At 66.9% G+C, this 24094-nt stretch carries 15 protein-coding genes and 2 pseudogenes; 10 read left to right on the top strand and 7 right to left on the bottom strand.

The genetic code is table 11. From position 1 onward, the window contains the following. Positions 1–210 precede the first annotated feature (210 nt). The 5 genes and pseudogenes from FLG15_RS15535 to mrcB form a co-directional block, all read right to left on the bottom strand. A pseudogene (locus FLG15_RS15535) lies at positions 211–1127 on the bottom strand (ADP-ribosylglycohydrolase family protein). Next, the gene (tsaB, locus tag FLG15_RS15540) at positions 1124–1843 is read right to left on the bottom strand and encodes a tRNA (adenosine(37)-N6)-threonylcarbamoyltransferase complex dimerization subunit type 1 TsaB (RefSeq protein WP_057677682.1); all 720 of its coding nucleotides are present in this window, start codon (positions 1841–1843) and stop codon (positions 1124–1126) included. The pseudogene FLG15_RS15535 and the gene tsaB overlap by 4 nt, the downstream one beginning before the upstream one ends. A gap of 215 nt (positions 1844–2058) precedes the next feature. Further along, positions 2059–4050, bottom strand: coding sequence for a DNA repair helicase YoaA (gene yoaA, locus FLG15_RS15545; RefSeq protein WP_057677677.1), 1992 nt, complete (start codon positions 4048–4050; stop codon positions 2059–2061). A gap of 278 nt (positions 4051–4328) precedes the next feature. Next, positions 4329–4853, bottom strand: a complete 525-nt coding sequence (locus FLG15_RS15550) for a hypothetical protein (protein ID WP_017155554.1) — start codon at positions 4851–4853, stop codon at positions 4329–4331. A 13-nt stretch (positions 4854–4866) separates the two neighbouring features. Next, a complete protein-coding gene (mrcB, locus tag FLG15_RS15555) occupies positions 4867–7311 on the bottom strand; it encodes a penicillin-binding protein 1B (protein WP_057677676.1) in 2445 nt (814 codons plus the stop codon). Between the two features lie 237 nt (positions 7312–7548). Here mrcB and FLG15_RS15560 point away from each other — a divergent pair, with 237 nt between their 5' ends. Beyond that, entirely contained in the window at positions 7549–9651 is a 2103-nt protein-coding gene (locus FLG15_RS15560) for a glycosyltransferase (RefSeq protein ID WP_150146727.1), read from the top strand. 358 nt (positions 9652–10009) lie between these two features. Here the strand turns inward: FLG15_RS15560 and FLG15_RS15570 are convergent, their stop codons facing one another. Together FLG15_RS15570 and FLG15_RS15575 are read right to left on the bottom strand one after the other, a co-directional pair. Then, entirely contained in the window at positions 10010–11452 is a 1443-nt protein-coding gene (locus FLG15_RS15570) for a hypothetical protein (RefSeq protein WP_057677674.1), read from the bottom strand. 278 nt (positions 11453–11730) lie between these two features. After that, on the bottom strand, positions 11731–13917 hold the full coding sequence (locus FLG15_RS15575; protein WP_057677673.1) for a RelA/SpoT family protein: 2187 nt from the start codon (positions 13915–13917) through the stop codon (positions 11731–11733). 290 nt (positions 13918–14207) lie between these two features. Between FLG15_RS15575 and pqqA the strand changes: the two genes are divergently transcribed. The 9 genes and pseudogenes from pqqA (at position 14208) to FLG15_RS15620 (ending at position 23991) form a co-directional block, all read left to right on the top strand. Then, positions 14208–14288, top strand: coding sequence for a pyrroloquinoline quinone precursor peptide PqqA (gene pqqA / locus FLG15_RS15580; RefSeq protein ID WP_057686960.1), 81 nt, complete (start codon positions 14208–14210; stop codon positions 14286–14288). An 82-nt stretch (positions 14289–14370) separates the two neighbouring features. Then, positions 14371–15270, top strand: coding sequence for a pyrroloquinoline quinone biosynthesis protein PqqB (gene pqqB, locus FLG15_RS15585; RefSeq protein ID WP_057686959.1), 900 nt, complete (start codon positions 14371–14373; stop codon positions 15268–15270). Further along, positions 15267–16019 carry a pyrroloquinoline-quinone synthase PqqC gene (pqqC, locus tag FLG15_RS15590; RefSeq protein WP_057679062.1) on the top strand — a complete coding sequence of 251 codons (753 nt, stop codon included), beginning with the start codon at positions 15267–15269 and terminating at the stop codon, positions 16017–16019. Before pqqB ends, pqqC begins: the two co-directional genes overlap by 4 nt. Beyond that, positions 16016–16294: a pyrroloquinoline quinone biosynthesis peptide chaperone PqqD gene (pqqD, locus tag FLG15_RS15595; RefSeq protein ID WP_017155548.1), complete on the top strand. Its 279-nt coding sequence runs from the start codon at positions 16016–16018 to the stop codon at positions 16292–16294. Before pqqC ends, pqqD begins: the two co-directional genes overlap by 4 nt. After that, positions 16291–17399: pseudogene (gene pqqE / locus FLG15_RS15600) on the top strand (pyrroloquinoline quinone biosynthesis protein PqqE). Before pqqD ends, pqqE begins: the two are co-directional and overlap by 4 nt. Before the next feature lie 62 nt (positions 17400–17461). Further along, positions 17462–17974 carry a hypothetical protein gene (locus FLG15_RS15605; RefSeq protein WP_017155546.1) on the top strand — a complete coding sequence of 171 codons (513 nt, stop codon included), beginning with the start codon at positions 17462–17464 and terminating at the stop codon, positions 17972–17974. Between the two features lie 427 nt (positions 17975–18401). After that, a complete protein-coding gene (locus tag FLG15_RS15610) occupies positions 18402–19916 on the top strand; it encodes a PhoPQ-activated pathogenicity-related family protein (protein ID WP_057679064.1) in 1515 nt (504 codons plus the stop codon). A 433-nt stretch (positions 19917–20349) separates the two neighbouring features. Continuing rightward, the gene (locus FLG15_RS15615) at positions 20350–21252 is read left to right on the top strand and encodes a glucokinase family protein (protein WP_342344113.1); all 903 of its coding nucleotides are present in this window, start codon (positions 20350–20352) and stop codon (positions 21250–21252) included. 102 nt (positions 21253–21354) lie between these two features. Beyond that, positions 21355–23991 carry a TonB-dependent receptor gene (locus tag FLG15_RS15620; protein WP_057679066.1) on the top strand — a complete coding sequence of 879 codons (2637 nt, stop codon included), beginning with the start codon at positions 21355–21357 and terminating at the stop codon, positions 23989–23991. Positions 23992–24094: the final 103 nt, after the last annotated feature.

The raw sequence follows: 24094 nt of genomic DNA on the forward strand, positions 1-24094 counted from the left end.
CGCCAGGCCAGCGGCCCTGCGCGGCCTGGTCACCGCCTTGTACGCCTGCACAGCGCCAAGGTGCCATAGCGGCGCGCACGTGCAGCAGCAGGCTGGCAACGACGACCCGCGATTAGCTTGCACATCCACCTAGACCGCGCAACGGCATGGCCGATTGCGTCATTTGCCGCATGCAGCAGATGGCGTGGCAGCTCCGCGGTGACCGGTGTCTCAGGCCACCTGCGCCGCGGCGTGCAACCGGTCGGCCAAGGCCATGATTTCGTCTGCGTCCTGCACGCGTTCGCGCCAGGCGGCGGGAATGCCCTCGACACCGTAGAACGCGCCGGCGAGCTGGCCGCAGATCGCCGCGGTGGTGTCGGCATCGTCGCCCAGGTTGGCCGCGCGCAGCACTGCATCGGCGAATGTGTCGGTGGTGGCGAAGCACCACAGTGCGGCCGACAGCGCGTCGACCACGTAGCCGGTGCCGCGAATCTGCGCTGCCGGCACCGCGGCGTGGTCGCGCGCGGCCAAGGCATGCACCGCCGGGGAGACCATTCCTTCGCACGACGTGCGCAGCACCTGCTCGCGCGTTGCGCCGAGCAAGGCGGCCCGCACCTGGGCAGCGAACAACCGGCAGGCGTCCAGTGCTTCGGCGGCGGCATGGGTGGTGCGCGAGCTGTCGGCGGCACGCTCGCCCAGCTTGTCGGGGCGATGCGCGTAGTACATCGCCACCGGCGCCAACCGCATCAGGGATCCATTGCCGGCCGCGCGCGGATCGGCGCTGCCGCTGAAGGCGGGGCCGCCATCGAGATAGCGCTCCAGCGCCTGGCGCACGGTGTTGCCGATATCGAAACAGCGGCCGGTGCTGCTGAGGTAGCCGTGCTGATACCAGTTGCAATAGCGATTCATCTGGTCGGCGGGATCGAAGCCTTGCCGGTGCAGCAGGCTGTGCGCCAGGCACAGCGCCACGAGGTGTCGTCGGTCCACTGCCCTGCACGCAGGGCGAACGGACCACCGCCGTGCATGTCGTCGATCGGCGTGAAGCTGCCGGGCGCTTGGAATTCCAGCGTGGTGCCCAGCGCATCGCCGACCGCCAGGCCGAGCAGGCAGCCGCGAAACCGCGCGCGTTCGAGATCGCCGTGTGTCATGGCGCGGCGGCGGCGGCCTTCGCTGCGCGTGCGGCCTGTTGCTCGGCCAGTGTCAGTGCAACGTTGTCGCGCAGGTACGCTGGCTCCACACGCTCCGGCGCCAGCCCTTCGCCCCGCTGCAGCGCGGGCACCGCCAGCGTGAGCAGATCGGCGGCATGCGGCAAGGCGCTGGCATCGACGCTGCTCAGTTGCGCGGCAAGACGCTGCTGCAGCAGTCCGTCGGCGGCCGCAAATCCGGTTCCCACCCCGGCCACGCGCTGCGCCGTCTCGGGCATGAGCACCGCGTCGGGCGTGCACACGCGCTCCGGGACAAGTTCCAGCAGCCCTTCCTCGTTGCGCGCGAATACCCCGGCATAGACTTCGCCCATGCGCGCATCGATGCAGGCCAGCACCAGGCTCGCTTCGGCCGGCGCGCGCAAGGCCAGCACCTGCAGCGTGGACACCGCCAGCACCGGCAGATCCAGCGCCAGCGCGATGCCTTGCGCAATGCCGATCGCCAGCCGCACGCCGGTGAAGGCGCCAGGCCCGCGGCCGACCGCGATCGCATCGAGCTGACGCCGGGTGATGCCGGCGTCGGCCAGCAGCGCGTCGGCCCACGGCAAGGCCAGTTCGGCGTGGCGACGCGGTGCCAGCTCGAAGCGCTCGATCACGCGTCCATCCACGTGCAGCGCAACGGAGCAGGCTTCGGTGGAGGTTTCGAAGGCGAGGATGTTCATGGGAGAAAGCCGGGACCAGGACCCGGAACTGGCCGGGAAGGTGCAAAGTTTAACTGATCGATTCGAGCCGCCGAGGCGGCATCCGGGATGTGCCACCCGGTGTACGCGGGCACCTGTGTGCAGGCGCTGGTGCGGGCCGAAGGGCAGTGCGACCGGCAACGTTGCCATTGCATGCGAGCGCGACACACGACCACCCTGAGCACTCAGCCCCGCCGTTACCCGGGTCTCTGGTCCATGCCACCCAGTCCCGGCTCCTCAAAAAACGCCTGCACGTCGGCGAGCTCCCGCGTGCGCGCGAACGGCGGCAGCGACGTCATGAAGGTGCGCCCGTAGCTCTTGTTCACCAGCCGCGGGTCGCACAACACCAGCACGCCACGGTCGGTTTCGCTGCGAATCAACCGACCCACCCCCTGCTTGAGCGCGATCACCGCCTGCGGCAGTTGTTCGTCGCGGAACGGGTTGCCACCGTCGCGGCGGATCGCATCCAGGCGCGCTTCGAACACCGGGTCGTCGGGCGCGGCGAAGGGCAGCTTGTCGATCACGACCACGCTCAAGGCGTCGCCCACCACGTCCACGCCCTCGCGGAAACTGGCCGAGCCCAGCAGCACGCCATTGCCGGAATCGCGGAACCGCTGCAGCAAGGTCGCGCGCGGCGCCTCGCCCTGCACGAACAACGGCCACGGCGCGCCGCGCAAGGCTTCGGCCGCTTCGCGCAGCGCGCGGTGCGAGGCGAACAGCAAGAACGCACGACCGTTGGAGGCTTCCAGCACCGGCGTCAGCGCGCCGATCAAGGCAGTGCCGAAGCCGCGTGCGGCCGGATCGGGCAGGTTCGGCGGCAGGTAGCACAAGGCCTGGCGCGCCCAATCGAAGGGGCTGGGTTGCAGCAAGGTCACCGGATCGCTCAGGCCCAGCCGCTGCGCGATGTGGTCGAACTCGCCCCCCACCGCCAGCGTGGCCGAGGTGAATACCCAGGCCGCGTGCGATTTTTCGCGGTGTTCGCGTAGCGGGCCGGAGACATCCAGCGGCGTGCGCTGGCAACGGAAGCCGCGCGGGCTGAGTTCGTACCAGAGCACATCGTTGTCGACCACCGGTTCCGGCGGATCCAGCGCGAAATCGGCCACCGGCAGGTCTTCGCCCAGCCAGCGCGACAGGCGGTTCAATGCTTCCTGCGCACGTGCCGTGCAGCCGTCGAAACCCGGTGAGGCCTCACGCAACGGCAGCAGGGATTCGCCCAACCGTGCCAGCGACGACAGCACGGCGTCGAACCCTTCGCGCACCTGCGGCTTGGCCAGCGCACGCCATTGCGTACCGCGCGGCGGCAGCCCTTCCATGCCGGCACGCAGGCTGCGCAAGGCCTCATCCAGCGCCAGGATCGGTGCCTGCAAACTTGCCTGCGCGCCGGCAACCAGGCGCGCTTCGACCATGCAATCGCGTGCCAGCTCCTGCCACGGCCGCATGCCGAAACTTTCGCCGAAGAAATTGGCCGCCAGTTCCGGCAATTGATGCGCCTCATCGATGACGAAGGCCTGCGCACCGGGCAGGATTTCGCCGAAACCTTCCTGCTTGAGCGCCAGGTCGGCCAGCAGCAGGTGATGGTTGACCACCACCAGATCGGCCGCCTGCGCGCGCTGGCGCGCCTGCACCACGAAGCATTCGCCGTAGAACGGGCAGTCGGTGCCCAGACAGTTGTCGACGGTGGAGGTCACCATCGGCAGCAGCGGCGAGTCGTCCGGCAAGGCGTCCAGCTCGGCCATGTCGCCGAACTGGGTACGCCCGCTCCAGGCCACGATGCGCTGGAACTGCGAGACCTGTTCGGGCGAGGCAAAGCGCGGTTCGCCACGCGCCTGCTGGGTGCGGTACTTGCACAGGTAGTTGGCGCGCCCCTTCAGCAACGCACTGCGCAGCCCCACGCCCAGCGCTGCGCGCACGCGTGGCAGGTCGCGATGGAACAGCTGATCCTGCAGCGCGCGCGTGCCGGTGGAGACGATGGTCTTGAGCCCGGACAGCAACGCCGGCACCAGGTAGGCGTAGGTCTTGCCGGTGCCGGTGCCTGCCTCTGCCAGCAGCACATCGCGCTGCTCGAACGCTTCGGCGATGGCTTCAGTCAGCCGCAATTGCGCAGCGCGTGGCGCGAACGCGTCGAGCTGGCGCGCAAGCGCCCCGCCCTCGCTGAGCGCTTGGATGCTGGCAGTGGCAAGTTGGGACATGGGACCGAACGAAAAGCGGGCAGGAAGCAGAACAGCCTATCGCGTGCGCGATGACGCTGCCTGGGTTGGGCTTGATGGATCGGGCGTATCCCCGCTGCTGCGCCGGCAACCATCGGGTGCACTGCCCCTGCTTGCTGAAGCCGCACTGCACATCTGGGCGCACCTCGCCAGCTTGGCCGCGACGTGCTCAGGCATCCTAAAGCGCGCAACGGACGCGGCCACACCAGGCATCGAGCGCGCCTGCCTTGCGGTGTGCGCAGTCGCTCCGATCGCCGGCCTCAGTACCGCTTCACGCCCGGCACGGTGCAACCGGCAATCTGCGCCTTGGCAGAGGCGGCGTTTTCCTTTTCGCCACGCGCCAGGCGCGACTGCTCGATGGTCGCCCAATGCCGACGGCACAACGGCCCGGTCTTGGACCCCAGGTCGATCGCCTGCTTGGCGAAGCGTTCGGCCGCCGGCCAGTCGGCCTGCAGCACCGACACTTCGGCGCGTTCCTGCAGGATCGCCGGATCGCCCGACACCAGGCCCAGCGCCTGATCCAGGGCGGCAGCGGCGCCAGCCAGATCGCCGGCCTGGCGTTTGCTCTTGGCGGTGTCGCGCAAATCATCCACCTGCGGGTCGCGCAGCGGCTGCACCGACAGTTCGGTGTCGTCCGCGCCGGCTTCGCGTTCGATCAGCAACAACCGCTGGGTCGGCGTGGTCGGGTCCACCGGGGTCGGCGGCGGCGCGGGCGGTGCGCTGATGCAGGCGGTGAGTGCGGCCAGGACGCCGATCAGGGCGAGCAAACGGTGCATTCGGTTCATGGGGTCATTCCAATCAACGCGTGGGTGGAGCCGCGGCAGGAGCGGCGGCAGGTTCTTCGGACTTCTTTTCCAGACCGAAGAAGCGGCGCCAGCCACCGCCGCTGGATTGTTCGGCAGGTGCGGCCGCCTCGCCGGGCGCAGCTTCGATCGACGGTGCATTGCCCGCGCACGGTGCGTAGGCCGGCGTGAAGCCGACCACGAATGGGAACTGGCGCGCGCCCGGACAGCCCGGGTCGGTCACGCCGGTGCCGCTGGCGTCCACCCACTGCCAATCCAGGCCCTTGCCGCTGACCTTCAATGGCGCACTCGGCAGGCGGGCGAAGATGCTCGACCACACCCGCATCGCACCGGTGGCGCCATACAGGCCGGTTTCCGCGTTCTGGTCGTTGCCCATCCAGATCACCGCCAGATGGTCGCCGGTGTAGCCGGCATACCAGCTGTCGCGGCCGTCGTTGGAGGTACCGGTCTTGCCGGCCGACGACAGGCGCCCCAGGCCATCGCCCAGCAACTGGCGCGCGGTGCCACCGCTGACCACCTGCTGCAGGCCGATGCTGATGAGGTTGGCGGCCACCGAATCGCCTTCCTGCGCCGGCGCCGGGGTCTTGTCGTAGCGCTTGAGCAGCTTGCCCTGCGGGTCGAGCACGCCGCGCACCGCGTGCAGTGGCTGGATCTCGCCGCCGGCTGCCAGGAATTGATACAGCTGCGCCATGCCATACGGGCTCTGGTCGGCGGTGCCCAGGATCAGCGCCGGATTGGGCTCGGCCTTGATACCGGCCAACACCTGGATCAGCTGGGCGATGCGGTCGGCGCCGACCTGCATGCCCACCCGCACCGTGGCCTGGTTGTAAGAATGCGCCAGCGCATCGACCAGGCGCACCGTGCCGTGGCTGCGGTTGTCCGAATTGCCCGGCGACCAGGTCTTGCCGCGGCTGAGCTGCACGGTCACCGGCGAGTCGTCGACCCAGCTGGACAGCGCCCAGCGGTCCGGCGAGGCCAAGGCCAGCATGTAGACGAACGGCTTGAGCAACGAGCCCACCTGGCGCTGCGCTTCCACCGCACGATTGAAGCCCGGCTTGGCGACATCGCGGCTGCCGACCACGGCCAGCACATCGCCGTTATGCACATCGGTGAGCACCAATCCTGCCTGCAACGGCGGGCGCTTCTTGTTGTCCAGCCGCTTGATGGTGCCGGTCACTGCGCCTTCGGCATACGCCTGCGCCGACGGCGACATGCCGGTGAGCACGCTCATGCCGGCGCCCTGCAGCACGCCTTCCGGATAGTCGTGCGCCAGCTGGCGCCGCACCAGGTCCACATAGGCCGGGAAGCGGTTGGCGGCGACCAGGCCGGGCTCGGTCGGCACGCCCAACGGCGCAGCCAGCGCGCGCTTGTATTCGGCGTCGTTGATCAGATTGTTTTCGTGCAACTTGCCGAGCACGAAATTGCGCCGGTCCAGCGCGCGTTCCGGGTTGCGCCGCGGGTCGTAGTACGACGGCCCCTTGACCAGCCCGATCAACAATGCGATCTGCTCGGTGGTCATCGAATTGAGGTCGCGGCCGAACCACAGCTCTGCGCCCGAGGACACGCCGTGGATCGCCTGGCCGCCGCGCTGGCCCAGATACACCTGGTTGAGATAGGCCTCCAGGATGGTGCGCTTGTCGTAGCGCGCCTCCATGATCACCGCGTACAGAATCTCGTTGAACTTGCGCGTGAGCGTCTGTTCCTTGCCGATGCCGAGCAGGCCGCTGCGGGCCAACTGCTGGGTCAGGGTACTGGCGCCCTGGCGGACCTGGCCGCCGGAGCGCGCCATGATCCAGGCCGCACGCACCATGCCGCTGAGATCGATGCCGTGGTGGCTATTGAAGTCGCGGTCTTCCACCGCCTGCAGGCCGGTGACCAGCAGTTCGGGCACTTCTTCCATGCGCACCAGGCGGCGCTCTTCCTGCTTCTGGCCGTACAGGGTGGCGATGCGCGCCGGGTCCAGGCGTGCGCTTTTGAGCGCCTTGCGGTCGCCGGCGTCGCGCAGGCTGGCCACACGCCCACCGGCCAGGCTGACTTCGATACGGCGCGCCGGCACGCGTCCATCCACATCGATGTAGCCGCGGCTGGCGATGGTGAAGCGGCTACCGTCCTGCTGGTAGGTGCCGGCCAGCGTCGCCTGACCGTCGTCGCGGTACGACGCCGCGTCCAGTTCGGTCTTCAGGGTGGCCGCATCCAGTGCGTTGCCCGGCACGAGCACGAGCGGCCGGCCGTACACGCGGGTCGGGATCTGCCAACGCAGTTCGCCGAAGCGCTGGGTGACCTGCTTGTTCAGATACATCGTGTAGGGAATCAGGAAACCGAGCGCCAGCGCGAATGCGGCAAATCCCCAGACGATGAGTCTGCGTTGCCAGCGGGAGCCTTGCGCGTTGGTGTCGTCCTCGAAATCGTCGGGAGCGTCGTTGTCGTGGCGTCGGGGCACAGGAATGCGAGAATGTAGAGTCCGGCGAGTCTAGCAGCGCTGTCATGGCTGTGACCTGCCGAGCCCGTCGGCCATTAAGAGCGGCTAACAAAACGACCGATGCTGCTTCGCTGGGCGCGACGTGTCCTCGGCGGCAGCAGGCATGGTTCGTACACTGCGCTGGCAGATGCAACGATTGCCTCGACCCGCGCGCTGCTCGCACCGTTCACTGCCATACCACGCTGGAGTTCCAACGCAATGTCGATGTCTTTGGCCGATGCGCGCTATCTGTTCAATCGCGTCCTCGGCCTGATCCACCGCAGCGTGGCCAGCATGCGCACGCGCGGCTGGCGCGCGACCTGGCAACGCATTCGCGTGCACACGCAGGCGCCTCCAGTCGCCCTGGGCACGCCGCTGTGGCTGCCGCAGGCCGCCCCGTTTGCGGCGTTCGCGCTGCCGCACAGCGCCACCCCGCGGGTGACGGTGGTGATCCCGGTCTACAACCACATCGCGCACACCTTGGTCTGCCTGCGCGCACTGGCGGCGCATCCGCCGCTGCTGAGCGTGGAAATCATCGTCATGGACGACGGCAGCAGCGACGCCACCGCTGAACAGCTGCCGCAGATCGCCGGTCTGCATTACCACGTGCGTGCGAGCAACGGCGGTTTCATCGCGGCCTGCAACGACGGCATCGCGCTGGCGCGCGGCGAGTTCGTGGTGCTGCTCAACAACGACACCATTCCGCAGCCCGGCTGGCTGGACCGGCTGATCGACACCTTTGCCCGGTATCCGGCCGCCGGCCTGGTCGGCGCGCAACTGGTGTACCCGGACGGGCGCCTGCAGGAATCCGGCGGCGTGGTGTTCGCCGATGGCAGCGCCTGGAGCTACGGCCGCTTTGAATCGTCCGAGGACCCGCGCTATGCGTATGTCCGCGCAATGGACTACTGCTCGGGCGCGGCCATCGCGCTGCCGCGTGCGCTGTTGCAGACACTGGGCGGGCTGGACCGGCGCTACATGCCGGCGTATTACGAAGACACCGATCTGGCGTTTGCAGTCCGCGCGGCCGGCTATCAGGTGCTGGTGCAGCCGGCCAGCGTAGTGGTGCATGACGAGGGCACCAGCAACGGCACCGATACGCGCACCGGGGTGAAGGCCTACCAGGTGCGCAATCAGGGCGTCTTCGCCGAAAAATGGCAGCAGCCGCTGAAAACGCAGTTGCCGGTCGGCACCGTACCCGGGCCTGCACTGCTGCACCGCCACCAGCGACAGGTGTTGATCCTGGACGAGTGCGTGCCGCAGCCGGACCGCGACTCAGGCTCGCTGCGGCAGTTCAACCTGATCCGCCTGCTGCGCGAGGAAGGCGCGCATGTCGTCTTCGTGCCGACACGCCGCGAACACGCCGGGCGCCACACCCAGGCATTGCAGCAGCTCGGTGTCGAAGTCTGGTACGCGCCGTTTCTCGAAGGCATCGGCAGCTGGCTGCGCAGCCATGGCGCGCGATTTGCAGTGGTGCTGCTGGTACGCCACCACGTGGCGCATGCCTGCCTGCCGTTGCTCAGGCAATACGCGCCTCAGGCGCGCAGCTTGTTCGACACCGTCGACCTGCATTACCTGCGCGAACGCCGCGGTGCCGAGCTGGCCGGCGATGCCAACCTGCTGCGTAGCGCGGAACGCACCCGCCTGCGCGAGCTGGAGATCATGGCGGCCACCGATGTCACCGTGCTGGTGTCTGCCGCAGAACAGGCGCAACTGCGCGCCGATGCGCCACACATCCGCACCGCCCTGCTGTCCAACCTGCATGAAGTCGCCGGCAGCGGGCATCGCTTCGCGCAACGCCGCGACCTGGTCTTTGTCGGCGGCTTTCGTCATCCGCCGAATGTGGATGCGGTGCAGTGGTTCATCAGCGCCATCTTTCCGCAGGTCCGTGCGCAGCTGCCCGACGTGGTCTTCCACTGCATCGGTGCCGACCTGCCTGACGCCCTGGCATTGTTGGCTGACGAATGCCCCGGCGTGCAGCTGCATGGCCATGTTCCGGACCTGGTGCCGTTCATGGACAGTGCGCGTATCGCGGTGGCACCGCTGCGTTTTGGCGCTGGCGTGAAAGGCAAGATCAATCTGAGCATGGCGCACGGCCAGCCGGTGGTCGGCACCACCTGCGCGGTGGAAGGCATGCACCTGCGCGACGGCGAGGATGTCTGCGTCGCCGACGATGCGGACGCCTTCGCCGCGGCGATCGTGCGGCTGTATCAGGATGCGGCACTGTGGCAACGTCTGGCCGACAACGGCTTGCGCAACGTGGCCGAACATTTTTCGCTGGAGGCGGCGCGTGACACGGTGCGCGCGTTGTTTATTGCCGAGTGAGCAGATGGTTGGGAACGACTGCTCGGATCGTTGCACCGCCAAACGCCGCAGTCCGCGGCTTGATGGGCGATTGATCCGCCTGCGCCGCACCGGGAGGCTTCGCATTTAGCCTCATCCGCCCCTTCGGGACATTTTCTCCTGGTGGGAGAAGGGAGTGTGCGTGGCAACGCGCATGGCGTGTTTGTTGCGGGGGCTGCACCGCATGGTTCACATGCGTCTGCAGCACGCGTTGCATCTGATGCAACCACGGGGGCTTGGAGCGTGAGACGGTGTCTGCATTTGATGCAACACAGGCCCTAGACCGTGGGACTGCGCACGCCCGGCTGGCTCAGAAGTTGCCCGTATCGCCGGCAACCGCTCACCGCTGCTCGGCCACCGCCTTGACCCGCCGCGTGAATTCGGCCAGTTCCGGCAAGCCCGGATCCAGCTGATGTGCCTCGTCCTGTGCACGGCGGGCGAAGGCTGCGTCTTCCTGGCCCAGCCGCTCGCTCCCGACCGCCACCCAGCGTTGTGCAAGGCGGCGGCGCGCACCGGCCAAGGCATCGGCATTGGGTGTCAGCGCCTGCCAGGCATCCAGGCACCCGCGCGCGGCACGCAGGCGGTTGTTGCGCAGTTCGTCCTCGAAACACCGCTGGCTGGCTGGCACCACGCGCGCCGCTGCCTGCAGCACGCGCGGATCGCGCGGCGCCAGCGCCTGCGCGGCACGCACGGCGTCGTAGGCGCTGGCGCCGGGCGGCGTCATCCAGTGTTGCTGCGCTTCGGCATCGGCAACGCGCTGCAGCAATGCCCGCAGACGGCGCTCGCGCGTGCCCCGCGACAGGCTCGCGTCCGGGCCGCGCTGGGCGTCGCGCGCGCGCGCAATCGCTTGCTCGGCCTGCACGGTCGATGCGGCGCCGGGCACCAGAAGCTGCGCCTGACGCAAGGATTGCAACGCATCGTCGAAGCGGAAATCCGCCGCCTGCCGGCCGGCCTGTGCGGCGTACTCGTCCGCCACCTGGTCGCGGCCCCGCTGGGCACTTGCATCGCCAGGTTCGGCAGCCAGCACCGCGTTGAAATCGCGCGCAGCCGGAGCCAGGCGACCGCGGCGCAGCAAGGCCTGCGCCCGCTGGCGCCGCTGTTCCAGCACGCGGTGGTACTGGCCTTCGGTCAGCGGCATGTCGACATGCCCGGCGTCGTACCGCTTGGCCGCGGCCAGCAACGCCGACGCCTCGCCGAGCGCATCGCGCGCCAGTGCGTGGCGTGCCTGCGCCAACAGGTCGGTCAAGGCGTCTTCGCGGCCTTCCAGTGCGTCGGTGCGGTCGGGCGCCAGGGTCAGGATGCGTTGATAGAGCGGCAACGCACTCTCCGGCGTGCCGTCTAGGCGGCCCTGCTGCTGGGCAAGCGCGGCCTGCGCCAGCAAGGCATCCAACCCGACCCGACGCGCCTGCAGCGCGCGCAGCCGCGCCGCGACCGGGGCGATCTGCGCCTGCGGCACCTCCAGGGCGCCTGCCAGCGCCAGCGCACGCTGCGCTGCCTCGGCATCGCCTGCTGCAACCGCTGCCCGTGCCTGCGCTACCGCAGCAGCGCCGGTGCGCGCCAGCCCGGTCCGGGCTTCGCCACGGTCGCTGTCCAGTGCAAGTGCGGCGGCGAACAGTTCCCGCGCACCGCTGCCGTTGGCGGCGCTGAGCTGACCGCGCGCCAGGGCCGCATCGCCCCGCTGCAACAATTGCTGGATGCGCGTGTCCGGCCACAGCCAATCGGCCAGCGGCTTGCGCAGCACGACCACAGTGAGCAGCAGGCAGGCGCACAGCGCCAACACCATGCGCCAAAGCGCACGGCTGCGCAGTGGCGCCCAGAGGCGGGGCGATCTGGCCCAGCGCGGGAGCGGAGACATACGGTGGCGTCCATCCTTGGCGCGACCTGACGGGGACGCGTTCACCGCCTTATGGTAGCGGTGGAGGTTGCGAAGGCGGTGTGGGCTCTTCGGGAATCGGGAATCGGGAATCGGGAATCGGGAATCGGGAATCGTCAGGCAAGCACGGCGCCCTCACCCTTATGTGCTGTGTTCGGATCGGTAGGCGCTGGCAAGATCTTCAGCACTCAGCCCAGCCGCCGCACCTCGCTCACCCCGGGCAACGCATCCAGCTTGCCGAGCAGACCGGACAGCTGGTCATAGTCGCTGACCTTCAAGCGCAGCCGCAGTTGCGCCCTGCCGGTATCGCGCACGTTGTCGCTGTTGATTTCCAGCACGTGCGCGTCTTCCTGGGCGATCAGGTTGGTGATGTCCTTGAGCAGCCAGCGGCGGTCCACCGCCCGCACCTGCACATCCACTTCGTAGCCGCTGCCGGCCTTGCCCCACTCCACTGGCAACACCCGCTGCGGGTGGGCGGCGGCCAGGCGCGCCAGTGCCGCGCAGTCGGTGCGGTGCACGGTGATGCCGCGACCACGGGTGAGATAGCCGGCAATCGGTTCGCCGGCCACCGGCTGGCAGCAACGCGCCAGCTGCACCAGCAAATTGCCCACCCCCTCGACGGTGAATTTGGATTTCCCCAATCCATCGCGCCGCGCGGTCGGCCGCGGGGGCGCCGGTACTGCCGGCTGGGACGCGGCACGCTCGGCTTCCAGCAACGCACGGCTGACCTGGTTCGGGCCGGTATCGCCCAGGGCGACCTGGATATACAGCTCATCAATATTTTCGGCGTGGAACTTGCGCGCGGCCACGCTCAGATCGGCATGCTGCAGGCCCAGGCGCTTGAGCTCGCGATCTAGCAAGTCCTTGCCCGCCTGCACGTTGCGTGCGCGGTCCAGCTTGTGGAACCAGGCGCGCACCTTGTCGCGCGAGCGCCCGCTAGCCAGAAAGCCGTTGGAGGCCAGCAGCCAATCGCGGCGCGGATCGGCTTCCTTGGCGGTCATGATCTCCACCCGGTCGCCGCTGCGCAGCCGATAGGTGAGCGGCACGATGCGGTCGTTGACGCGCGCGCCACGGCAGCGATGCCCGACCATGGTGTGCACGTGATACGCAAAATCCAGCGGCGTGGCACCTTGCGGCAGATCGATCACCTCGCCCTTGGGAGTGAGCGCATACACGCGGTCTTCGATCAACTCAGCATCCAGCGCGCCGGCCAGTTCGCCATGCTCGCCCTCCTGCACCTGCTCCAGCAGTTGGCGCATCCACAAAATCTTGCGGTCGAATGCCTTTTCGCCGCCCTTGCCGCCTTCCTTGTATTTCCAGTGCGCGGCCACGCCGAGTTCGGCCTGGGCGTGCATTTCGAAGGTACGGATCTGGATTTCGATCGTGCGCCCTTCCGGGCCCACCACTGCGGTATGCAACGAGCGGTAGTCGTTGGCCTTGGGCCGGGCGATGTAATCGTCGAACTCGCTCGGCACCGGCGCCCACAGCGAATGCACCGCGCCCAACGCGGCATAGCACGCCGCCACGTCCTCGACCATGACCCGCACCGCGCGGATGTCGTACAACTGGTCGAACGACAGCCGCTTCTTCTGCATCTTTCGCCAGATGCTGTAGATGTGTTTCGGCCGCCCGCTCACCTCTGCGCGCAGGCCCTGCTGGGCAAGCGCTGCCGACAAGGTGCGCTTGACCGCTTCCAGGTAGCGCTCGCGCGCCACGCGGGTTTCGTCCACTTCGCGGGCGATGCGGCGATAGGTCTCCGGCTCCAGATGCCGGAACGCCAGGTCTTCCAACTCCCACTTCACCTGCCAGATGCCCAGCCGGTTCGCCAGCGGCGCGTGGATGTCGCGCGTGAGCTGGGCCAGCGCGCGGCGCTCATCTTCGCTCAGGCGGTCGGCAACGCGCATGCGTGCCAGCTGACGTGCCAGCAGGATCGGCACCACGCGCAGGTCGTGGATGATGGAAAGCAGCAACCGCCGCAATCCTTCGCTGTTGCGCCCGGCCTCGCGTCCGGCGTGCAGCGCCCAGACCTGATCGGCCGCATCCAGGCCATCCAGCAGGCCTTCCACCGCCACCCGCCGCTCCGCCGGCTGCCACGGCAGGCTCGCGATCGCGCCACGCAAGGCAGGCAAATCGAACAGCAGCGCTGAAATCAGGGTGGCTTCGTCGGCGGCCAGCAGCGCCAAGGCATCCAGGGTGTCGCCGAGCAATGCCCACGGCACGCTATCGGTCTGTGCGGGCGGCAGGTCCTGCCAGGCCCGCGCCAGCGCGTCGCGTACTGCCGGTGCGATCGAGGCCACGGCCGCACGCTGCAGCAACGCCTGCAGGCGATCAAATGAGGAACTGGTCACAGCGGTGGGCACGGCGGCGGGCAACAACGGGGAGCTGATGACTACGGTAACGTGCGCGTCACCTTCTCCACAACGCGTTTTACCAGGGCCCCCACTGCGCAGGACGACGCGCGTGCTTATGCCAGGTTCACCCCGCAACGTCTTGATTCGTCAACGGCCGCCGCGAAAAGCGGCACGGCGCGGCAAACGGAAATCGGAACCTCTGCGCCTTTTTACGTGCCCTTTACAACTACGCTAGACCGCCTGCCTATGCTCGGGGCACGTCGTGCGTTGCATCCAGCAGCCAGCGACGTTTTTCCCAACTGCGAGGTAGCCGTATGAAGACCTGGAAGAAGCCTGTCGTTCGTGAAGTCAATTGTGGCGCCGAAATCAACTTCTACGTGTCCGGCGAGTTTTGATCCTGCACGTTTCACGCTTACCTTGCCGCCCTTCCTTTTGATGCATGACCGGCAATTGCCGGCAGATTAGGTCCCGTTCTCCATGCGCATCATTGTTTTGGGATCGGCGGCCGGCGGTGGGCACCCGCAGTGGAATTGCCATACCCCCGCAAGCCTGCGGGCATGGCAGCAGACAGACGGTGCCCAGCGTCGTACCCAGGCCAGTGTCGCGGTCAGCGCCGACGGCGAGCGCTGGGTGCTGATCAACGCCTCTCCCGATTTCCGCCAACAAATTCTTGCAACGCCGGCGTTGTGGCCGCAGCAAGGGCTGCGGCATTCGCCGATCGAGGCGGTGCTGCTGACCAGCGGCGAGATCGACCACATCGCCGGGCTGCTCTCGATGCGCGAAAGCCAGCGGTTTTCGTTGCATGCCAGCCGCCGCGTGCTGGATCTGCTCGCGCAGAATCCGATTTTCGACGCCGTCAATCCACACTACGTGAGCCGGCAACCGTTCGCGCTGGACACACCGTTGGCGCTGTGCGGATTAGCGCTCACGCCGTTTTCGGTGCCCGGCAAGGTGCCCTTGTTCATGGAATCGCGCAGCGGCGGCGACCTGGCGGGGTCCGATGAAGAAACCCTCGGACTCACCATCGACGATGGCCGCCACCGCATGCATTACATTCCCGGCTGCGCTGCGATGACCGACGCCTTGCGTGCGCGCCTGCAGGGGGCCGAACTGGTGTTTTTTGACGGCACGTTGTGGCGCGATGACGAGATGGTGCAGCTGGGCGTCAGCCAGAAGACCGGCCAGCGCATGGGCCATATGAGCATCGATGGCCCCGACGGCACCATCGCCGCATTCGCACCGTTGAACGTGGCGCGCAAGATCTTCATCCATCTCAACACCACCAATCCCGTGCTCAACAGCCTCTCGCCGGAGTTCGCCAGCGCGCGCGCCAGTGGTTGGGAGGTTGCACATGACGGCCTGGAGATCGACCTGTGACCGCCCTGCTCAGCCCCGACCAACTGGAAGCGGACCTGCGTGCCATCGGCGCGCGCCTGTATCACGACCAGCATCCATTCCATGCGCTGTTGCACCACGGCAAGCTCGACCGAGGCCAGGTGCAGGCCTGGGCGTTGAATCGCTTCGAATACCAGCGCTGCATTCCGCTGAAGGACGCGGCGATTCTGGCGCGCATGGAAGATCCGGCGCTGCGGCGGATCTGGCGGCAACGCATCCTCGACCACGACGGCAGTAGCGCAAGCGACGGCGGCATCGCGCGCTGGCTGCACCTGACCGACGCGCTGGGCCTGGAGCGCACGCTGGTGGAGTCCGGGCGCGCGCTGCTGCCCGGCACGCGCTTTGCGGTGCAGGCGTACCTGCAGTTCGTGCGCGAAAAGAGCCTGCTCGAAGCAATCGCCTCGTCGCTGACCGAATTGTTCGCGCCCAACATCATCGGCCAGCGCGTGGCCGGCATGCTCAAGCATTACGACTTCGTCTCGTCCGAAGCGCTGGCCTATTTCGAGCATCGCCTGACCGAGGCGCCCCGCGATTCGGATTTCGCGCTGGACTACGTCAGGCAGCATGCCGATACGGTCGAAAAGCAGGCGCTGGTCAAGGCCGCGCTGCATTTCAAGTGCTCGGTGCTGTGGGCACAACTGGATGCACTGCACGTGGCCTACGTAGCGCCGGGCATCGTCTGGCCGGATGCCTTCGTGCCGGACCGCGACGCCGGCCGGGTCGCGGCATGAGCGGCATTACCCGCGACAGCCAGCCAGCCTTGCGTGCAGGCGTGCGCCTGCAACACGACCGCGCGCGCGATCAATGGGTGCTGCTGGCACCCGAACGCGTGGTCGAGCTGGACGACATTGCCTTGGTGATCGCGCAACGTTATGACGGCACGCGTTCGCTGGCGCAGATCGCGCAGGAGCTCGCTGCACAATTCGATGCGGACGCGGCGCAAATCGAAGCGGACGTGATCGAACTCACCGATACCCTGCATCAGAAGCGTTTGCTGCGGCTATGAGCACCGCGCCGCCACCGCTGTCGGTGTTATTGGAATTGACCCACCGCTGCCCGTTGGCGTGCCCGTATTGCTCCAACCCGATCGCGCTGGCGGCGCTGCGCGAAGAGATGGACACCGCAGGCTGGCGCTCACTGTTGCAGCAGGCCGCCGACATGGGCGTGCTGCAGGCGCATTTTTCCGGCGGCGAACCGATGCTGCGCAAAGACCTGCCCGACCTGGTCGCCCATGCGCGCGCGCTCGGGCTGTACAGCAACCTGATCACCTCCGGCGTCGCTGGCGGCGAGCCGATGCTGGACCAACTCCAGGCGGCCGGGCTGGAACATGTGCAGTTGAGCGTGCAGGACGTCGATGCGGCCGGTGCCGACCGCATCGCCGGCTATCGCAATAGTTTGTCCAAGAAGCGCGAATTCGCCGCCGCGGTCCGCGCCCGCGGCCTGCCGCTGACGATCAACGCGGTACTACACCGCCATAACGCCGAACGCGTGCCCGGCATGATCGCGCTGGCGCTGGAATGGCAGGCCGAGCGCATCGAAGTGGCGCACACCCAGTACTACGGCTGGGGCCTGCGCAACCGCGCTGCGTTGATGCCCAGCCGCGCGCAACTGCTGGCCACCATCGACGCGGTGGAAACCGCGCGTCGCCAGCTCGGCGACCGCCTGGCGATCGATTTCGTCACGCCCGATTACTACGCGCGCCAGCCCAAACCCTGCATGGGCGGCTGGGGCCAGCGCTTCGTCAATATTTCCCCGCGCGGCGACGTGCTGCCCTGCCATGCCGCCGAAACCATCGAGGGCATGCGCTTCGACAATCTGCGCGAGCGCTCGCTGGCCGATATCTGGAACAACGGCGAGGCATTCGTGCGCTTTCGCGGCACCTCATGGATGCCGGAGGTGTGCCAGGGCTGCCCCAAGCGCGAGATCGACTGGGGTGGCTGCCGCTGCCAGGCGCTGGCGCTCAGCGGCGATGCCGCCACGCTGGACCCGGTCTGCGAACGCTCGCGCAGGTGCGCGCAACCGCCGAGCTGGAGTCGGCATCGCCGGCGCCGGCCTTCGTCTACCGCCGCCCAGAACGCCCGGCACCATCCACCGCCGACACGCTGGAGTAAGCCGCGTCGGCCGGCGCCAACAGCGTCTACACTAGGCCCCTCTTCTTCTTTGGATGGCTTCCATGTCGCTTGCGCGCCGCATTCCCTTGCTGGTTTGCCTGACCGTGGCGCTGCATGCCGCCCCCGCCCTGGCGCAACGCGCGGTGCAAGGCGACCTGCAGTCGCAGATGAGTGCCGAACAGTTCAAGGCCGCCGGCCTGGACAAACTCGATGCCAGTGAATTGGCCGCGCTCAACGATTGGCTGCAGGGCAAGGTCGCCAAGGAGGCTGCCGTGGTGGTCGAACAGGCCAAAGAAGCCGGCCGCCAGGAAGTGATCGTCAAGAACCGCGGCTTCTTCGACTTCGGCAGCAAGGAGCCGATCGAGAGCACGATGGTGGGCGACTTCAAGGGCTTTGCAAAGGGCCGCGTCTACACGCTGGCCAATGGTCAGGAGTGGGAACAGACCGATGCCGCCAGCCTGTCCGGCGTGCGCAAGGACGCACCCAAGGTCAAGATCAAGCCGGGTCTGGTTGGCGTGTGGTATCTGCAGATCGAGGGTTACAACACCCCGGCTAAGGTGCGGCGGATCAAGTAAAGGCACCGGCCAAGCTTGCGCGGCTGCCGAAGACGTCGCCGCGCCTGGCATCGGCACGCGCGGCGCGACTCCCGCCGCTGGGCGTTGCGCGTGCGAGATCGCAATCCCAGCCGCTTCAGGTCGCTCGCTGCAGAACAGCGCATGCGCAAAGCGGCGTGGGTGACGACAGACGCAGCGCAAGCGTCGGTGCACACCCGCAACGCCCAGGCGCAGCCAACGCGGCGCGCCGAATCATCGCAACTCGGCATCGCGCAGATGCAGCCCATTGCCGGTCGCGACAGGTGCCGTGGTCCTTACCGTCAGGGACCACGCGTACACTCGTGCACACACTGCGCCCCCCGCCGCTGATGCGACCGCTGACTGCGTTTTTCCCACGCGATTGGTCGCAGCAATCGCTGGCCACACGCACGGTCTCTGGAGAACATGCATGCGCTCGATGACCTATTGCAGCCTCGCCCTGTTATCGTCCCTGACACTCTTTGCAGGCGTCGCGCCCGCTACCCCCACCGCATCTGCTGCGTCGCCGGCGGAGCGCTGCGCCAATGCGCCGGAGGTTGGCTTCGGGCAAGCCCTGGTGTGTTACCACGATGCCATCGAACAACAACCGCTGACCTATACGCGCGTTGGCACCAGCAGCGTTGCCGGTGTCGAGCGGCGCGACTACCTGCTGACCTCACAGGACTGGTCGCCCGAGGGACTGGTCACGCCGGCGCGCTGGCAGCATGACGTGGCGATCTACGTGCCGAAAGCGGCCTTGCCCACGCGCGCAGTGTTGATCTCAACCAACGGCACGCGCCATCCAGTGGATGGCGGTACGGCGCAGCCGGCCAGCGAGTTGGCGCCCGAGGCGCTGGCGGCGTTGGCGCAACGCACCCGCACGGTGGTGATCGCGCTCAGCGACATTCCCAACCAGGCGCTGACCTACCAGGGCGATGCCAGCCCACGCCGCGAAGACGACAGCGTGGCCTATAGCTGGTCGCTGTTCCTCAAGGCACCGCAGCAGCGCAAGACAGTGCCGCTGCACGTGCCGATGGCGGCCGCGATTGCGCGCACCATGAGCCTGGCCGAGCGTGAACTGGCCCCGCTGCGCATCCATCGCTTCGTCCTTGCCGGCGCCTCCAAACGCGGATGGGCCAGCTGGCACGCAACCATCGCAGACCGGCGCGTGGAGGCGGTGGCGCCATTGGTGATCGACATCCTCAACATGCCGGCAGTGCTGGAGCATATGTTCCGCACCTATGGCGGCAACTGGCCGATCGCTTTCAACGCCTATGCAAAGCAGGGCATCACCTCACAGCTGCAGACCCCGGCCTTCGCGCAGTTGGTGCAACTGCAAGATCCGCTGAGTTATTTGCATACGCCGTACCGCACGCGGCTGGCGGTGCCCAAGTACATCGTCAATGCCAGCGGCGACGACTTCTTCCTGCCGGACAACACCCAGTTCTTCTACAACGCGCTGCCCGGCGCAAAGGCGCTACGCGTCCTGCCTAATAGTGCGCACAACATCCGCGCCTCCGTCGTCGATACCTTGGTGCCGTTTATCACGCGCCTGCAGCAGCAGCGCCCGTTACCGCAGGTAAGCGATGTGTTGCGCACGGGCGAAGCGCCGCAGATTCGCTTCCGCTCCTCCGAGCAGCCAACGCAGCTGCAGCTATGGAGTGCACATAATCCACAGGCGCGCGATTTCCGCTACGCCTGCGGCATACGCTACAGCGCCACGCCGATTGCGCTTGCTGGCGGCGGCACGGTCACGGTACCGGTGCAGATTCCGGAGAACGGCTGGAGCGCGTATTTCATCGAAGCCACTTACGCAGACGGGTTCGTTGCCACCAGCCAGACCTATGTGCTCGGCAAGCAGCGCTACCCCACCCAGGCACCGCCCACCGATCATGCGGCCTGCAGCACGTTGCCTGGCGTGATTGCCGGTGCTGCGGTGCGCTGACGCAGGCCTTGAAACAGGGTGGGCGGGCAATAGACGACGGAAGCACCTGATAGGCAGCTAAAGGCCATGCGCCGGCTTGCCGAGCCCGCTTTCCAGCATGCACCGCGCCCCGTTGGACGCATTTGTCCACTTTGCGCAACGAAGTCCGCATAGACAACGCCGAACGGCGCATTTTTGCACTTGAGCACGCCACCAAGATCGATCCAACCCGACTGATCCATTGACATCGTTGTCACCAACTCCTACACAGGCCCCTACTCGCTGACGGCATCTGCCGCTCAGACGGACCAAAGGACTGAATGTGGCTGCGATTTCGCGTTCCGCTTACGCCTCTGCCTCGCCCGATGTCCCCGTTGCCACCAGCTTCGTCGCTGCCGATGTCGGTGGCACGCATGTGCGTGTCGGGCACATGCTGTAGGCGCGCGATGCAGCCATCGAGCTGTCGCATTACCGCACCTATCGCTGCGCCGAATACGCCAGTCTCCAGGCCATCCTCGAGGATTTCCTGCAACAACGGCGCGGCGTCGATGCGGTGGTTATCGCCAGTGCGGGCGTGGCGCTGGACGATGGCAGCTTCATCAGCAACAACCTGCCCTGGACGATCTCGCCCAGCCGCATCGGTGCCGCACTGGCAGTGCGCAACGTGCACTTGGTCAACGATTTCGAGGCGGTGGCCTACGCAGCGCCGCAGATGGAACAACGCGCCGTGCTGCAACTGAGCGGGCCGACGCCGCGCCATGCGCGTGCCAACGGGCCGATTCTGGTAGTGGGCCCCGGCACCGGCCTGGGTGCAGCACTGTGGATCGATGCCAAGCCACGCGCGATCGTGCTGGCCACCGAAGCCGGCCAGGTCGCGCTGGCCAGCACCCACCCGCACGAATATGCCTTGCTGCAACGCCTGTTGCGTGACCGGCACTATCTGCCACTGGAGCACGTGCTCTCCGGCCCGGGATTACTGCATCTCTACGCTGCGGTGTGCGAGCTGCATGACGCAACGCCGCGTCATCGCCTGCCCGCTGCGGTGACGCACGCAGCGCTGCACGAAGACGATGCGCTTGCGCGCGAGTGCCTGCAGATGTTTTGCGGCCTGCTGGGGAGCGCGGTCGGCGACATGGCGCTGGCCTACGGCGCTGCCGGCGGCATCTATCTGGCCGGGGGCTTCCTGCCGACGATCGGTCAGTTCCTGGCTGGCAGCACCTTTGCCGAGCGCTTCCTGGACAAGGGAAACATGCGCGCGGTGCTCGAACGCATCCCGGTCAAATTGGTCGAGCACGGGCAATTGGGCGTGCTCGGCGCAGCCAACTGGTATCTGCAGCACCACACCGACCTGTCGTAAGCGATCTACCACGCGCTCTACCCCGAGCGCGCGTCTGCAAGACCCCGCATCCGGCGAGCAGCAGCCCGCCGTCCATCCCTGTGCGTGATGAGGAGAGACATCATGAAATACAGCACCACCCTGCTGTCCAGCGCCATCGCAATGTCGCTGGCATTCGCTGCGCAAGCCCAGGACAGCGTCGGCACGCAAGCCACCGACCTGGATGCCGTCCAGGTGGTCGGCATCCGCGCCAGCCTGGAAAAATCGCTCGACACCAAACGCAACAACACCGGCATCTCCGAGGCGATCACTGCCGAAGACATCGGCAAATTCCCAAGCACCAATGTGGCCGAAGCGCTTTCGCAGATCCCTGGCGTGACGTTGGACAGACGCTTCGGGCAAGGCGAGCGCGTGAGTATCGACGGCACCGACCCCAGCCTCAATCTGTCGTTCCTGGACGGGCATCCGGTCGCGCAGGCGATCTGGCTCTACGGCGAACAGCCCAGCCGCGGGTTCGATTACACCCTGCTGGCCCCGCAGATCCTGGGCCGTGCGGAAATCCTCAAATCCTCCGAAGCGCGGCTGACCGAAGGCAGCCTGGGCGGCACGGTGCTGATGCACACGCGGCAGCCGCTGGACCTGAAGGTTAACGAAGTGGCTGCATCCATCGGCTACAGCTACAGCGACCAGGCCAGCCAGGGCAAACCCAACGCGGCACTGCTCTACAGCTGGAAGAACGCAGCGCAGACTTTCGGCATTGCGGTGTCGGCGCAGCATTACGAAGAGCGCGTGGACCGCCGCGGCATGGAAGTGTTCGGCTACGTACCGGCCAGCACCTTCGCCAATGCCGCAGGGGACGTGCCTGCCGATGCGGATGTGCCCAACTCGATCAACGCTGCCTGGTTCCAGCAGGATCGCGAACGCGACAGCGCGGTGGTCAACATGCAACTCAAGCCCAGCGAGGCGCTGGAGTTCAATCTGAGCGGCCTGTACATCAACGAGAACTTCGACAACTACAACCAGTCGGTGTACAGCTTCTTGACCTGGAATGCCGGCACGGTGGCGGCGGTGGACCAACTTGGCGACGTCCGTAACGGCGTGGTCAACAGTGGCCACTCCAGCACCAATGCCATCCCGCTCGGCGGCACGGTGATCTACGACAACAACGTGCGCGAATCGGAGGTGACGACCAAAGGACTGGACCTGCGCGGCGCCTTCCGCGGCGAGGGTTGGGGCGTGAACGGACAGGTGGGCCAGAGCAAGTCCGAGAACACCGACCTGTCGCAATACTTCATCGAGCCGTTCTACAACGGCGGCTTCAGCTGGGACACCCGCCGCGGCATCCGCTTCGACGATTCGGCAGCGGCACGTAACCCGGCCAACTGGGGCTCGGCCGGCGGCTGGTTCGGCAACAACGGCATCTTCTCCACCGAAAGCAAGGACACGTACGGCCAGCTGGATCTCAACCTGCAATTCGACAGCGTGTTCAATCAATTGCTGCTGGGCGTGCGCCACGGCAAGCATGACGAACGCTTCGAGCTCAATGTCTATGGCGGTGTCACGCCGGGCACCCTGGCCGACGTAGGCACGATCGGACTCACCGATCTGCAGGGGTTCTATCCCGATCACGGCCAACATCTACAGGCAGGTCGCAACAACGTGCTGAAATGGATCCGCAACAGCCCGGTCGATTACAGCGCGCCGGATCCGGCCAGCTACCTCAATAACAGCTGGGCGCTCGAGCAGACCAACAATGCGGCCTATGCGCAGCTGAATTTTTCCAGCGCAGGTCTGCGCGGCAATCTTGGCGTGCGCTACGTGGATTCCAAGACAGAAGGCAGCGGCTTCGTCTACAGCGGCACGCCCTCCCTTGCCGATGCCGGCAGCCTGTGGCAGACCCGCACCCGCAAGGAAGACTTTCTGCTGCCTTCGTTGACGCTGTCGTATGACACCAGCGACGACTGGGTGTTCCGCTTCGCCGCGGCCCAGGTCATCGCCTGGGCACCGTACAACCAGATGGTCAACAACACCTTCCTCAACGACACCACGTTGACCGGCAGCGGCGGCAATGCTGAGCTTTCGCCGTACGAATCCTGGAACTTCAATCTCTCTGCCGAATATTATTTCGCGCAGCAAGCGGTGGTGGCGTGGTCGGTGTTCTACAAGAAGATCGACAACTACATCGACACCAGCGCCGGCATCGAGCGCCAGTACAACGCACTGCGCGATACCGCACCGCAAAGTTGGGCGCAGCTGGTGGGCAGCAACGGCTGTACCGCCGATGGCTATTGCGACTACAGCATTCAGCGGCCGCGCAATGCCGGCGATGGCAAGGTCAAGGGCTTCAACATCTCCTTCCAGCAACCGTTCGGCGACAGCGGCTTCGGCCTGACCGCCAACTACACCTATGCCGCTGGCGAAAACAACACTGGCGATGCACTGCCCTACCAGTCGCGCAACAGCCTTGCCTTCAGCCCTTACTACGAAAAAGGCCCGCTCAATGCGCGGCTGACCTACAACTGGCGCGACAGCTACCTGGCCGGCGGTTATGTGGCAGGTGCGGCACCGGCCAGCGTGGACGATTACGCCGAGTTCGGCGCCAGCATCGGCTATGCGTTCAGCCCGAACTGGTCGCTGCAGGTCGATGCGCAGAACCTGCTGGACGAGGACTACCTGCAGTATCTGGGCGACAAGGACCATCTGGCCGGCCGCTACAAGAGCGGACGCCGCTACATGGCCAGCCTGCACGTGAAGTTCTAGCGCAGCCAGCACCGACTGCGCTCACCGCCAGGCGGGCGCAGTCGGTGCTCATAGCAGGGCATACCCTGTGTACGTCCGGCGATGAGTGCGCCGTCCGCCGACC

Origin of the sequence: Xanthomonas phaseoli pv. dieffenbachiae, assembly GCF_008639345.1 — a bacterium.
Classification (GTDB): Bacteria; Pseudomonadota; Gammaproteobacteria; order Xanthomonadales; family Xanthomonadaceae; genus Xanthomonas; species Xanthomonas phaseoli.